The sequence below is a fragment of the Roseibium sp. Sym1 genome, from assembly GCF_027359675.1.
In the GTDB taxonomy this organism is placed as follows: Bacteria; Pseudomonadota; Alphaproteobacteria; order Rhizobiales; family Stappiaceae; genus Roseibium.
This window is the reverse complement of record NZ_CP114786.1, coordinates 6364311-6377232: the sequence shown is the minus strand read 5'-3', so window position 1 is coordinate 6377232 and position 12922 is coordinate 6364311. Positions and strand designations below refer to the sequence as shown.

Genomic DNA, 12922 nt, shown 5'->3' with positions numbered 1-12922 from the left:
AACTAACCGTATGTGCGGCTCAATACCCGGATCCGGCTGTCGAACTCGCCACGGTCGACGTAACAGCCACGCAGGTGGCGGAACCCGGTATTCGGATCGAAGGCAGCCCGTCCATGCAGGATGCGGCGATTGTCGAAGATGACCATTTCCCCGCCCTTGAGACGTGTGGTGACGACGTAGTCCGGTGAGCGGGTCATCTGCATGAGCTTGCGATAGGCCCGGTAATAGGCCTCCATTTGCGCCGTTGGCAGGTCGAATATGCCTGCCAGGTGGGCGTTGAAATGCAGTTCCTGCAGATTGCCGAAGGGATCCAGGTCGATCACCCTGTGATGACGGCGGATATCGTAGTCCTCGTCCTGGAACCGGAACGGCACGGCCGTTTCGGACAGAAGCCGGAAAGCTTCCGGGTCCGCGTTCTGAAGGTCTGCCGCGATGGCAAATCCGTCGCAGAAGGTCGAGCCGCCGCCCCTGGCTTCGTTTGCCAGGCAATGCAGGAACTGGAACCCCGGCGGCAGCTCCTGATTGGCCAGGTCCGTGTGCAGCGGCAGGGCATGGGACGTATAGGCAAGGTTGTTCGGGTTCGGTTTCGACATCACCTCGAACGTTGACCCGAAGTTGGTTTCGCGCAGGAAACCGATCCGCCGGGCCATGGCCATGCCGGCGTCCGGGTCGTCGGCCATGCCGTCGACGAAGGCCAGGCCGGTCTTCTTGGTCTCGATCAGGAACGCCAGAAGGGCATCGTCCCGTGACATCAGGTCCTGCGCGGCAGCACGCGGCAGGGTTTCCGGAGCAAGGTCGCCGCGCCACAGCACCGGCTCGATCCGGGCCGGGTCGGCGAGACCGATGCCGGGCCGGTGTGCCAGCAGCCAGTCCGTCCGGTAGCGGCTGACATGACCATCGCCCGCCCAGGTCAGGACGATGTCGTCATTGTCCTGGGTGGCGCTCTCGATGGTGATGTCCATCGGGATGCCGGTCAGGTCGAACTGCCGTTCCCGGGTTTGCGGATGAAATCCGCTCGGGCAATTGTCCCGCAGCCAGACAAAGGGAAAGTCCGCCTGTGTTCCATCGGGCCAGGCGACATGAAGGACGCGGTCTGCGCCGCGCAAGGATATCTGTGTCATTTCGATTGTCCGTTGATGTTTGAAAGGGGGCGTCTCTGGGACGCAAACCATCAACGGTCAGTGGGAGGAGGCCACCACCAGTAGGCCTTGTTATGCGGATTGCCGGGATTGCGCCCGAGAATTGCGAACATCCGTTTTCAAGCCAGTTCGCGGACAGCGTCCGTTGTTGAAACCGGAGGAAAATCTACCGCAAAAGAACAACCCGGCAAAAGGGAATCTGCCGGGTGTTCCTTGATTTGTGTTCCGCTTGATCAGGCCTTGCTGGCCCTGGCCGCAAGAGCGATGGTGATGTAGCTCCAGCCGTTGATCAGGACGGAAATGCCGGCGATGAGGCCGAGCGCCCAGGCTGCCGAACTCGGCAGTTCCATGAAGATCATGGCGCCTGCGGCGAGCGAGACGACACCGGCAATAAGCACCCAGACCCAGCCCTCGTGAGGCTTGAGCTTGAAGGCAAGTAACACCTGGGAAACGCCCTGTGCGATGAATGTCGCCGCGATCACGAGCGTGAGTGCAAAGGTTCCGGCGAGCGGATTGACATAGATGACGATACCGCCGATCACGGCGATGACGCCGGTAATCAGGTTCCACAGGAAACCGGAAGTCCCCTTGGTCTTGAACGCGTTGTAGATCTGCACGAGACCGCCGATGAACAGGACGGCGGCGATCAGGATCGTGACGGCGATCGACGTGGCCAGCGGCGCGGCAATCAGGATCATGCCGCCGATGACCAGTGCAACGCCAAGCGCAAGAAACCAGCCCCAGTTCTCCTGGATCTTCTTCTTCATGTCTTCGACAGCCTGAACCGCATCCGTCATCTTGAGCTCCTCACTCACCGGTTGAGTCTAAATTTCAGACACGGTAACCCTTGCGCGTACAAACGCAATATCCCGACGGCAATTCCCTGGCCCTGCACGAAGAATATATGCAGCTTGACATTGAGAGTGTATATGCACACAAGGTGTGTGTAGATGCACATCAAGGTGCCATGGAACAGGGACCATGGAAGAAGAAGACGATTTTTCGCTCTGCGTGCTGGACAATGCCCGCAAGGCCGCCCGCGCGGTCAGCCGTCATTACGACCGGCTGGCGCGTCAGGTCGGCATGACTGCGGGGCAGTTCTCCGTTCTGGTCGCCGTGCGCCGGGCCAGGCAGGAAACCACGGGAGAGCTGGCCGACAGGCTCTCCATGGAACGGACCACGCTGGTACGCAACATCGCGCTGCTGGAACGCAAGGGACTGGTGATCTCTGCCCAGGCCGAAAACGGGCGCGGCAAGCACTACCTGATCAGCGCCGAAGGGGCCCGATTGCTGGCAACGGCCCTGCCCCTCTGGCGCAAGGCGCAGCAGGATGTTCTCACCCACCTGGGGAATGACGAGGAATTCAAGAGGGCGATCAAAGCCCTGAAACAGCTGTCGAAATTGTAGCCGGCGGATTGGAGCAAGTTTCCATCAGCGCTGGCAATTCGAGCAGACAGTCCCCACCTGCGCAAGGAGCAGGCCGGGGCTACAAACCAAAGAGGTAAGATATGCGTCGTGTGGTCGTAACGGGAATGGGCATCGTTTCTCCGCTCGGAACCGGGCTGGACACTTTCTGGAAACGGGCGAGCGCGGGCGAAAACGGCATTCGCAGGATCAGCCGTTTCGATGCCGGCGACCTGGCCTGCCAGATCGCGGGCGAGGTGCCGACCAGCGCGGAGGACGAACATGGCTTCGACGTCGACGCGGTCATGGACGCGCGCGAGCAGCGCCGCACCGACCGCTTCATCCACTTTGCCATGGGTGCCGTCCAGGAAGCTCTCGCCCATGCGGGCTGGGAGCCGAAAACCGACAGGGACAAGGAACGCACCGGTACCATCATCGGTACCGGCGTCGGCGGTTTCCCGGCCATGACGGCGGGCACGCGCCTTGTCGATGAAAAAGGGCCCCGCCGGGCATCTCCCTTCCTGGTGCCGTCCTTCCTCGCCAATCTCGCTGCCGGTCAGGTCTCGATCCGCCACGGCCTTAAGGGGCCGATCGGAGCCCCGGTCACGGCTTGTGCCGCCAGCCTGCAGGCGATCGGCGACGCGGCAAGGCTGATCCGCTGCGGCGAGGCGGACGTGATGGTCGCCGGCGGTACGGAGGCCTGTATCGACAAGGTGTCCTATGCCGGCTTCTGCGCCGCCAAGGCAATGTCCTCCAAGCGCAATGACGATCCGGCCCATGCTTCGCGGCCGTTCGACCAGGACCGTGACGGTTTCATCATGGGCGAGGGCTCCGGCATCCTGATCCTGGAGGATCACGATCATGCCAAGGCACGCGGCGCGACAATTCTGGCGGAACTCTCCGGTTACGGGACCAGCGCCGATGCCTACCACGTGACCGCCTCCTCACCTGACGGGGAGGGCGGTCTGAGGGCGATGCGCCAGGCGCTCGCCACCGCAAACCTGTCCCCGGGCGAAATCGGCTATGTCAACGCCCATTCCACCTCGACGCCGGTGGGCGACGCAGCGGAAATCGCCGCGCTGACCACCCTGTTCGAGAACCGTGGCAAGGACCTGGCCGTGTCGTCGTCGAAGTCGATGTTCGGGCATCTTCTCGGCGCCGCGGGCGCCGTCGAGGCGATTGCCTGCGTCAAGGCCCTGATGAGCGGGCTGTTGCCGCCGTCGCGCAATCTCGAAACCGCCGACGAGGCCATGCAGCGCTTCGAGCTGATCCCCGGCAAGGCGATTGCCCGCGAGGTCAACCATATCCTCACCAACGGTTTCGGCTTCGGCGGCGTCAATGCCAGCGCGGTGTTCTCAAAGGTGTGAGGGAATTTGTTGCCCTAACATGGGGCCGCGCGTCTGAACCTCTCCACCGTCGTCATCCCATGGCTTGACCATGACCATGGAATCCATGCCTTATCGTCTCCCAATGGTGAGCCTGCCTTGTGGCTACGATACGGCATGGATTGCAGGGTCGAGCTCACTGATGTCCGGTTTACGGAGCTTTTCCAATGAGATTCCGGATTGGACCACTCGCGCCCCTCTCCCCCGCAAGGCAGGGCAATGGTATTTGACTAACGCCTGTCCGCAGTCGCCAAAAATACCTCTCCCACAGGGAGAGGTCGGACCGAAGGTCCGGGTGAGGGGACAGACTTTTCTGCAGGTCTCAGGCGTTTGTTCCCTCACCCCACCCCTCTCCCACCGGGAGAGGGAGTCATGCTCTGCCAAATGCGATTGCCCTGCTGGAGGGGGAGAGGGGAACAAGCGGCGAAGCCTGTTTGCGCGCAGAGGCACCTGCTTAACCGGACAGCAGTGGGTCGAGCCCTGCAATGACGAAGGGGGGAGTTCAGGGCAGTAAACAGTCTCGCTCGGGTGTCCGGCAGTTTTCCCTTGGCAATTTAATGATTCCCATTTATGAGAAAAATCTCATAAATGGGAATCATTATGACAGACATCGAAACCAATATCGGCCGGAGGATCGCCGATCTGCGCCGTGCCAGGGACTGGCCGCTGGACCACCTTGCGGAAAAATCCGGCGTTAGCCGGGCAACCCTTTCGCGGATCGAGCGCGGCGACACCAGCCCGACGGCGGTCGTTCTCGGTCAACTCGCCCGCGCCTTCGAACTTTCCATGGCCGATCTTTTCGGTTTTGGAGCGCCCCTGCTGGATGCCAGGATCGCCCGCGATGATCAGCCGGTCTGGCAGGATCCGGCGACGGGTTTTCGCCGCCGCAGCGTTTCCCCCTCCGCCAGCGGTTTTCGCGGCAGCGTCATAGAAGGTGAACTGCCCGCCGGTCAGACCATCTCCTATTCCGTGCCGCCACTGCCGGATCTTGAACACCACCTGGTGCTGCTTGAAGGCGCCCTGGTGATGACACTCGGCGACGAGCGCCACGAATTGTCACCCGGCGACTGCCTGCGCTTCCGCCTGAATGCGGCCAATGCCTATCACGCTCCCGGGCCGGGCTCGGCCCGTTATCTCCTGACGGTGATCACGCCATGACAGACTCTACCCTTGAAACCGTGCGTTTCCGGCCGGATCCGCCCGTCCATCTTCTTTCCGCCGACGAGGTGCGTGCGGCCGTGCCCGGGCTGGGCGCCTTGCTGATGGCCTGCGTCGAGGACGGTGCCGGCATCGGCTTCATCTTGCCGCTCTCGAAGGAGAGGGCCGAGGACTTCTGGCGCAGCCGGCTGCCGGCACTGGAAGCGGGTGAAGCCTTCCTGATGGTGGCGAGGGAAGGGGAGGAATTGGCAGGTGTCGTGATGCTTGCGCTGGCCCCGCAGGACAACGGCCGCCACCGCGCGGAGGTCGCCAAGCTGATGGTGCATCCCGATCACCGCCGAAAGGGCCTGGCCCGCAAGCTGATGGCGGCCATCGACGGCCTTGCCCTGTCCCGGGGTCGCTGGCTGCTGGTGCTCGACACGGTCACCGGTGATCGCGCCGAACAGCTCTATCCGACCTGCGGCTACCGGAAGGTCGGCGTCATTCCCGACTACGCCTATGGCAGCCACGGCAATCTCGACGCGACGACGGTGTTTTACAAGGATCTGCGTTAAGGGCCGTAAAGCAGACCCCGTCCGGGCTATCATGCCTCGAAGACGTTCTTGAGCGGTCAGTCGCTGAATGCGATCGAATCCGCCTTGACGCCGAGCTTGTTCAGAACATCCTCGACCGCCTCCATCATGGGCGGCGGGCCGCAGAGATAAAAGCGCCTGTCGAGATCCGGCACAAGGTCCGTCAGCAGATCGGCGTCGATCAGGCCGTGATGGGTTCCGGCAAGATCCTCGTCGGACAGGACGTGGTCAACCTTGAGGCCGTCCATCGATTCCAGCTGGCTCTTGTAGATGACGTCGTCCGAAGTCTTGTTGGCGAAGATGAGCTGGTTGCCTTCGAGCTTGCCCTTCCGTTCCAGGTCCCGGAAGATCGCCAGGAACGGGGTGATGCCGGCGCCTCCGGCAATGAAGACGCCGGGTTCCTCGTAGCGGAAGGTCTTGAACGGATCGGCGATCAGCACCGTGTCGCCTTCCTGGAGGTGGTGCAGGCGCTCGGTGACGCCGTCATGTTCGGGATAGCCCTTGATGGTGAACTCGAGCGACTGTTCCTCAGGCAGCGAGGTCATCGTGAAGGGACGCGTTTCCTCGCGCCAGCCGTCTTCATCCAGAGCGATTTCCGTCGCGTCGCCGACCTTGAAATCGAAGTCGTCCGGCTCGCTGATCCGGAACCGCTTCACGTCATGGGTCACCTGGTCGATTTTCAGAATTTTCGCCGTGTGCATCGTTTGCGTCTCCTTCTGTTCGAAAGGAAAACGCACGGGGTGAGGCAGAGTTCCGGGATTGCTCCGGGACCTCCTAACCTTCCTCGCTCAGCATCTCCAGCTCCAGCCACTGCTCTTCCGCAGCGTCCTTTTCCGTAGTCAGGTCAGTGATTTGCTGGGAGATCCTGGCAAACTTGTCAGGGTTCTTGGCAAAAAGGTTCGGGTCGTTCATTTCGCCCTGAAGCGCTTCAAGCTTTGCTTCAAGTTTCTCGATCGTGTCGGGAAGCGTCTTCAGAAGATGCTGCTGGGTGAAGGTCAGTTTCGACTTCTGCTGCGGCTTGGCGGCGGAACCGTTTGACGCGGCGGCCTTTTCCTTCTTTGCCGGGGCCTGTTTGTCGGCCTTGCGGGCCGTGACGCCTTCGCCGCGCTGCGCCAGCATGTCTGTATAGCCGCCGGCATATTCGCGCCACAGGCCATCGCCTTCCGAGACGATCACGGACGTTGCCACCCGGTCGAGAAAGTCACGGTCGTGGGAGACGATCAGGGCGGTGCCGGGATAGTCGGCCAGAAGCTCCTGCAACAGGTCCAGCGTTTCCAGGTCGAGGTCGTTGGTCGGCTCGTCGAGCACCATCAGGTTGGACTTGTTGGCAAGGGCGCGGGCGAGCATGGCCCGGGCCCGTTCGCCGCCCGACAGCGCCCCGACGGGAGTGCGCGCCTGTTCGGGGGCAAACAGGAAGTCCTTCATGTAGGACACCACGTGTTTGGTCTCGTCTCCGATCACGACCACGTCGCCGCGCCCGCCGGTCAGCACCGTGGACAGGCTGTCGTCGAGATTCAGGTTCTCGCGCTTCTGGTCGAGCGTGACCATCTCGAGATTCGTGCCGAGCCGGGTGGAGCCCGTGTCCGGAGCCAGTTCACCGGTCAGCATCTTCAGCAAGGTGGTCTTGCCGGCACCATTGGGGCCGACAAAACCGACCCGGTCGCCCCGCTGGATACGGGTCGAGAAATCCTTGACGATGGTCCGGTCGCCATAGGACTTGGAAATGCCCCTGGCCTCGATCACCAGCTTGCCGGAAACCTCCGCCTCCGTGGCGCTGAGTTTCGCGGTGCCTTGCGGACCGCGATGTTCGCGCTTCTGTTTTCTCAGGTCCGCCAGCTCGCGTACCCGGCGCATGTTGCGCTTGCGCCGCGCGGTCACACCGTAGGTCATCCAGTGTTCTTCGCGCTTGATCTTCTGGGCCAGCTTCTGCTGGTCGATCTCCTCCTGTTCGAACACCTCGTCGCGCCAGGTCTCGAAATGGGCAAAGCCCTTGTCCATGCGCCGCGCAATACCGCGGTCGATCCAGATTGTGGCCCGGGAGAGATTTTCCAGGAACCGTCGGTCGTGGGAAATCAGCACCAGCGCGGATTTGAGGCTTTTGAGTTCCTCTTCCAGCCATTCGATGGCCGGCAGGTCCAGGTGGTTGGTCGGCTCGTCGAGCAGCAGGATGTCCGGTTCGGGGGCCAGGGTCCGGGCCAGCGCCGCCCGGCGGGCCTCGCCGCCGGAAAGGGCCTTCGGGTCTTCCTTGCCGGTCAGACCGAGCACTTCGAGGAGATAGGCGCCGCGATAGGGATCGTCGCCCTCGGTGAGACCCTCATTGACGTAGTCGAGGACCGTTGCGTAGGCGGAAAGGTCCGGGTCCTGGGGCAGGTAGCGAATGGTGCGTCCCGGCTGGAAGAAGCGCTCGCCATGGTCCATTTCCACCATGCCGGCGGCGATTTTCAACAGCGTCGACTTGCCGGAGCCGTTGCGGCCGACGAGACACAGCCGGTCGCCTTCGGAAACCGACAGGTCCGCGCCGGTCAGAAGCGGGGTGCCGCCGAAGGTCAGGTGAACATCGCGCAGGATCAAAAGGGGCGGGGCCATGGGTGCCTTGAAAATGGTATCGGGTAACGGGTCGGCGCCCGGTTTATCGACCGGATCGGGCCCGCGCAAGCGGGCGGGAAAAACCGACAGGCATTTTTGATCGGCCGTGGCGAGATTTCAGCCGTGAAATCGGATAGTATCCGGGACACGTGGACAGGGGCCAACCTCAATTGCGCAGCCAGATGGCTGCCGGGAGTATGGAAAATGTCTGTTTTGAACACGGGTCCCGTCATGCGCGGACCGATACGCATGGCACGGACCATCTGTCTTGCGGCAACTCTTGTGGCGACCGGCGCCTTGATGCTGACGGCAGCGCCCGGAACGGCCCGCGCTGACGGAATCTATGTCGGCGGCGGGGGTGTCGGCATCACCATTGGATCAGGCGGCTATCGTGGCTATCGCGGCGGCTTCTTCTTCGGTGGCCCGATCGGGTTCTACGGTCCACCTTACCGTCCCTATGGCGCACCCTATTATTATCATCCCTATGACAGCCGCGCCTATCCCTATAGGTCCCGGGTCTATGTCAATCCGCCACGGCAACACTACCGCGGACAACCGCAGCGTGTGCCCTATACCAAGACCGGTCTGGCGCCTTTCACGCCGCAATGGGTGGTCTATTGTTCGCGGAAATTCAAGTCTTTCGACCCCAATACGGGCACGTATCTGGCCTATAGCGGAAAGTATCGCTTCTGCCGCTGAATTTGAAAGAATATTGCGCGTTTAAGTGCATAGGTCTTTGGCTGAACAATAAAACTGCGAAAAAATATTCCTAATTGATTTGCAAAAGTGCAAAAACATAGCCTTTTTGCGACGAAAGTTGGAATGTGCCGTTGGGGGATGCTTGATTGCGCGCAAAGAGCGTGGAATCGTGTGACCTATCGTTCCATATGCTTCAACTAAAAACCCAGAGGGGAGAGCGATATGTTCAAGTCCATGCGTGTGACAGCGCTGGCGGCCGCGTTGATGGCTGCCACATCTCTTACTGCCATGGCCGAGGTGGTCTATCACCGCGGCAACGCCGCTGACCCGGAAACCCTGGACCAGCACAAGACCTCCACAACCTATGAAGCGCATATCCTGCGCGACCTTTACGAGGGGCTGGTGTCCTACAGCGCCGAGGGCAAGGTGATCCCGGGCGTGGCAACCGACTGGACTGTTTCCGACGACGGCACCGTCTACACTTTCACGCTCCGGGACAATGCCAAGTGGTCCAATGGCGACCCGGTTGTTGCCGGTGACTTCGAATATTCGCTGCGCCGCATCATGAAGCCCGACACCGGCGCGAAATACGCAACGGTCCTTTATCCGATCAAGAACGCGGAAAAGGTCAACAAGGGCGATGTGCCGCCGGAGGAACTCGGCGTCAAGGCGCTCGACGACAAGACGCTTGAAATCACGCTTGAAGCGCCCACTCCCTTCTTCATCGACCTGCTCGCGCACCAGACCGGCCTGCCGGTGCATCCGGCGACCGTGGAGGCTCACGGCACGGATTTCGTGAAGCCGGAAAACATCGTCACCAACGGGGCCTTCACCCTGGCCGAGTTCATTCCGAACGCGCATGTCAAGGCGACCAAGAATCCGCATTTCCATGATGCGGACAACGTCAAGATCGACACCGTTTTCTTCTACCCGACGGAAGACCGTGGCGCTGCCCTGCGCCGGTTCCAGGCCGGCGAGCTGCACACCAACAACGATGCTCCGACCGAGCAGGTGGACTTCATGCGCGAGAACCTGGGCGACCAGTTCCGCGTTGCGCCGTATCTCGGCACCTACTACTACGCCCTCAACCATGAAGACGAGGGCCTGTCCAACCCGGATGTGCGCCAGGCGCTCTCCATGGCGATCGACCGTGAGTTCCTCGCCGACGAGATCTGGGGTTCCACGATGGTGGCAGGCTATTCCTTCGTGCCGCCGGGGATCGGCAACTACGGTGAGCCGGCCTTCGCGGACTACAAGGACATGTCCCAGATCGACCGCGAGGACAAGGCACTCGAGCTTCTGGAAGGCGCCGGCTACGGCCCGGACAAGCCGCTCAAGCTGACCATCAACTACAACACCTCGGAAAACCACAAGAACACGGCCGTCGCGATTGCCGACATGTGGGCACCGCTGGGGGTTGAGGTGTCGATGATCAACACCGATACCAAGACGCACTACGCCATGCTGCGTGACCGCCAGGACTTCGACGTCGCCCGCGCCGGCTGGATCGGCGACTATTCCGACCCGCAGAACTTCCTGTTCATGGTCGAGAGCGACAATGACGGCTTCAACTATGCCCGGTACAACAATCCGGAATACGATGCCCTCATGGACGAAGCCGCGGCCACCGTGGATCTGGAGAAGCGCGCCGACATCCTGAAGAAGGCTGAAGAGATCTTCATGCGCGACCTGCCGTTCATCCCGCTGATGTATTACGGCTCCATGAACCTGGTCTCCGACAAGGTCGCCGGATTTGAGGACAACCTCCTCAACATCCATCCGACCCGCTGGATGAGCATCTCCGAATAAACCCGCAATCCTCGGAACCGGCAGGGCATGCCCTGCCGGTTCTTGCAAGGTGGCGTCAACGGACGTTGTGAAAAGACCACCGTTGAAACGACAGGGGCAAGCCTATGCACCGCTATGTGCTCGGTCGATTGCTTGGCGCAATCCCGACCCTCTTCTTGATTGTCACGATTTCCTTCTTCCTGATCCGGATCGCACCGGGCGGCCCGTTCGACCTGGAACGGCCTCTGGAAGCCAAGGTGATGGAGAACCTGAACCGGATCTATCACCTCGACGAGCCGCTCTGGAACCAGTACCTGCTTTACCTGAAAAGCATCGCGCAGCTCGATTTCGGCCCGAGTTTCTATTTCCGTGATTTCACGATCAATGAACTGTTCGCGCAATCGCTGCCGATTTCCATTCAGCTGGGCCTGTCCGCTCTTTGCCTGGCGTTGATCGTCGGCGGCTTTCTCGGTGTTGTGGCCGCGTTGCGCCAGAACCGCCCGACCGACTATTCGGTCATGGCGGCGGCTACCCTTGGCGTGACCATTCCGAATTTCGTCGTGGCGCCGATCCTGACCCTGATCCTCGGGGTCTGGCTGGGCTGGCTGCCTGTCGGCGGCTGGAACGGCGGTGCCTTTGCCAATGTGATCCTGCCGGTGGTCACCCTGGCGTTGCCGCAGATCGCCGTTGTCGCCCGGTTGACGCGCGGCTCGATGATCGAGGCGCTCCGCTCCAACCATGTGCGCACGGCCCGTGCCTACGGCCTGACCAACTACATGATCATCGTCGTTCACGCGCTTCGCGGGGCAATCCTGCCGGTCGTGTCCTATCTGGGGCCGGCAGCTGCCGCCCTGCTGACCGGGTCGGTGGTCATTGAAACCATTTTCGGCATCCCGGGCATCGGCCGTTATTTCGTGCAAGGGGCGCTCAACCGTGACTACACGCTCGTGATGGGGACCGTCGTTGTGGTCGCCTGTTTCGTCATCCTGTTCAACCTCGTCGTGGATCTGCTTTATGCGCTGCTCGATCCGCGCGTCCGCTACGACTGAGGAGGAGAGAGCCATGACCATGACACTCTCGACCAATGAGGCGCCTGCAAGGGGACGTTCGCTCTGGGACGATGCCCGCGACCGTCTGCTTGCCAACCGCGCGGCCGTTGCCTCCATGATCGTCCTGGTGTCGATCGCGCTGCTGTCGATCCTCGGACCGGTCGTCTCGCCGCATGATTTCGACACCGTCTACCGGGACTATGTGAAGGTTCCGGCCAGTCTGGAAGCCTATCCGCGGGCCGACCAGGTAGAGCCCGGATTTGCCTCCGCGGTCAGGCGCGCCCGCGTGACCATGGAGAGCTTCGAGCGCGACGGAGACCAGGTGGTCGCCCGGATAAGCTCCAGGCGGGAGATAGATCCGCGCACGACGCGCTATATCGACAGGAGCGACCTCTTCAAGAATGCGGAAATCAGCGAATTTTCCGCCGACAAGAAACAGGCGACGCTGCGGGCCGACATCAACTTCATGCATTTTTATTTCGGCACAGATGCCAACGGCCGTGACATGATGACCCGCACTTTTATCGCCGGCCGGGTGTCGCTGACCATCGGACTGCTGGCCACGATTGTCGCGATTTCCATCGGCGTCCTCTACGGCGCGACCTCGGGCTATCTCGGCGGCCGGGTCGACCAGATGATGATGCGTGTCGTGGACGTGCTCTATTCGCTGCCCTTCATTTTCTTCGTGATCATGCTGGTGGTGTTCTTCGGCCGGAACTTCATTTTGATGTTCATTGCCGTCGGCGCGGTCGAATGGCTGGACATGGCCCGTATCGTGCGCGGCCAGACGCTGACCATCAAGCGCCAGGAATATGTCCAGGCCGCCGAAGCCATGGGCGTCGCCGATGGCGGCATCGTCCGCCGCCACATCATCCCGAACACGCTTGGGCCGGTGGTGGTCTACATGACGCTGCTGGTGCCGAAGGTCATCCTGCTGGAAAGCTTCCTGTCCTTCCTGGGGCTGGGCATCCAGGAACCGATGACCAGCTGGGGCGTCCTGATTTCCGAGGGGGCGCGCAACCTGCAGGGCGCCGCCTGGATGCTGATCTTCCCGTCCATCTTCCTGACATCGACCTTGTTCGCGCTGAACTTCATCGGCGACGGGCTGCGCGATGCGCTGGATCCGAAAGACCGATAGGGAG

12 protein-coding genes are annotated in these 12922 nt (G+C 61.6%); 8 read left to right on the top strand and 4 right to left on the bottom strand.

Translation table 11 applies throughout. The annotated features are described in order from the left end of the window. Positions 1-2: 2 nt before the first annotated feature. Together O6760_RS29315 and O6760_RS29310 are read right to left on the bottom strand one after the other, a co-directional pair. Positions 3-1121, bottom strand: coding sequence for a TauD/TfdA family dioxygenase (locus tag O6760_RS29315; protein ID WP_269583191.1), 1119 nt, complete (start codon positions 1119-1121; stop codon positions 3-5). A 251-nt stretch (positions 1122-1372) separates the two neighbouring features. Beyond that, positions 1373-1936, bottom strand: coding sequence for an HdeD family acid-resistance protein (locus O6760_RS29310; RefSeq protein WP_269583190.1), 564 nt, complete (start codon positions 1934-1936; stop codon positions 1373-1375). A gap of 184 nt (positions 1937-2120) precedes the next feature. On the opposite strand from O6760_RS29310, the gene O6760_RS29305 reads away from it, so the two are divergent. The 4 genes from O6760_RS29305 to O6760_RS29290 all read left to right on the top strand — a co-directional run bounded on the left by O6760_RS29305 (position 2121) and on the right by O6760_RS29290 (position 5640). After that, complete coding sequence (locus O6760_RS29305) at positions 2121-2546, top strand: MarR family winged helix-turn-helix transcriptional regulator (RefSeq protein WP_269583189.1); 426 nt, start codon at positions 2121-2123, stop codon at positions 2544-2546. Between the two features lie 101 nt (positions 2547-2647). After that, on the top strand, positions 2648-3910 hold the full coding sequence (fabF, locus tag O6760_RS29300; protein ID WP_269583188.1) for a beta-ketoacyl-ACP synthase II: 1263 nt from the start codon (positions 2648-2650) through the stop codon (positions 3908-3910). Positions 3911-4528: 618 nt separating this feature from the next. Beyond that, entirely contained in the window at positions 4529-5086 is a 558-nt protein-coding gene (locus O6760_RS29295) for a helix-turn-helix domain-containing protein (protein WP_269583187.1), read from the top strand. Continuing rightward, positions 5083-5640, top strand: a complete 558-nt coding sequence (locus O6760_RS29290; RefSeq protein WP_269583186.1) for a GNAT family N-acetyltransferase — start codon at positions 5083-5085, stop codon at positions 5638-5640. Before O6760_RS29295 ends, O6760_RS29290 begins: the two co-directional genes overlap by 4 nt. Before the next feature lie 56 nt (positions 5641-5696). Here the strand turns inward: O6760_RS29290 and O6760_RS29285 are convergent, their stop codons facing one another. Together O6760_RS29285 and O6760_RS29280 are read right to left on the bottom strand one after the other, a co-directional pair. Then, entirely contained in the window at positions 5697-6359 is a 663-nt protein-coding gene (locus O6760_RS29285) for an FAD-binding oxidoreductase (RefSeq protein ID WP_269583185.1), read from the bottom strand. 73 nt (positions 6360-6432) lie between these two features. Then, positions 6433-8244, bottom strand: a complete 1812-nt coding sequence (locus tag O6760_RS29280; RefSeq protein WP_269583184.1) for an ABC-F family ATP-binding cassette domain-containing protein — start codon at positions 8242-8244, stop codon at positions 6433-6435. 204 nt (positions 8245-8448) lie between these two features. Between O6760_RS29280 and O6760_RS29275 the strand changes: the two genes are divergently transcribed. The 4 genes from O6760_RS29275 (at position 8449) to O6760_RS29260 (ending at position 12918) form a co-directional block, all read left to right on the top strand. Further along, positions 8449-8943 carry a BA14K family protein gene (locus tag O6760_RS29275; protein WP_269583183.1) on the top strand — a complete coding sequence of 165 codons (495 nt, stop codon included), beginning with the start codon at positions 8449-8451 and terminating at the stop codon, positions 8941-8943. A 222-nt stretch (positions 8944-9165) separates the two neighbouring features. Next, a complete protein-coding gene (locus O6760_RS29270; RefSeq protein WP_269583182.1) occupies positions 9166-10752 on the top strand; it encodes a peptide ABC transporter substrate-binding protein in 1587 nt (528 codons plus the stop codon). Between the two features lie 104 nt (positions 10753-10856). Beyond that, a complete protein-coding gene (oppB, locus tag O6760_RS29265) occupies positions 10857-11780 on the top strand; it encodes an oligopeptide ABC transporter permease OppB (protein WP_269583181.1) in 924 nt (307 codons plus the stop codon). Positions 11781-11793: 13 nt separating this feature from the next. Then, positions 11794-12918: an ABC transporter permease subunit gene (locus O6760_RS29260; protein ID WP_269583180.1), complete on the top strand. Its 1125-nt coding sequence runs from the start codon at positions 11794-11796 to the stop codon at positions 12916-12918. The last annotated feature ends 4 nt before the right edge of the window (positions 12919-12922 follow it).

Bases quoted from the DNA above. Each gene is read 5' to 3' on its own strand.
- O6760_RS29315 (WP_269583191.1), bottom strand. From the start codon at position 1,121: ATGACACAGATATCCTTGCGCGGCGCAGACCGCGTCCTTCATGTCGCC.
- O6760_RS29310 (WP_269583190.1), bottom strand. From the start codon at position 1,936: ATGACGGATGCGGTTCAGGCTGTCGAAGACATGAAGAAGAAGATCCAG.
- O6760_RS29305 (WP_269583189.1), top strand. From the start codon at position 2,121: ATGGAAGAAGAAGACGATTTTTCGCTCTGCGTGCTGGACAATGCCCGC.
- fabF (WP_269583188.1), top strand. From the start codon at position 2,648: ATGCGTCGTGTGGTCGTAACGGGAATGGGCATCGTTTCTCCGCTCGGA.
- O6760_RS29295 (WP_269583187.1), top strand. From the start codon at position 4,529: ATGACAGACATCGAAACCAATATCGGCCGGAGGATCGCCGATCTGCGC.
- O6760_RS29290 (WP_269583186.1), top strand. From the start codon at position 5,083: ATGACAGACTCTACCCTTGAAACCGTGCGTTTCCGGCCGGATCCGCCC.
- O6760_RS29285 (WP_269583185.1), bottom strand. From the start codon at position 6,359: ATGCACACGGCGAAAATTCTGAAAATCGACCAGGTGACCCATGACGTG.
- O6760_RS29280 (WP_269583184.1), bottom strand. From the start codon at position 8,244: ATGGCCCCGCCCCTTTTGATCCTGCGCGATGTTCACCTGACCTTCGGC.
- O6760_RS29275 (WP_269583183.1), top strand. From the start codon at position 8,449: ATGTCTGTTTTGAACACGGGTCCCGTCATGCGCGGACCGATACGCATG.
- O6760_RS29270 (WP_269583182.1), top strand. From the start codon at position 9,166: ATGTTCAAGTCCATGCGTGTGACAGCGCTGGCGGCCGCGTTGATGGCT.
- oppB (WP_269583181.1), top strand. From the start codon at position 10,857: ATGCACCGCTATGTGCTCGGTCGATTGCTTGGCGCAATCCCGACCCTC.
- O6760_RS29260 (WP_269583180.1), top strand. From the start codon at position 11,794: ATGACCATGACACTCTCGACCAATGAGGCGCCTGCAAGGGGACGTTCG.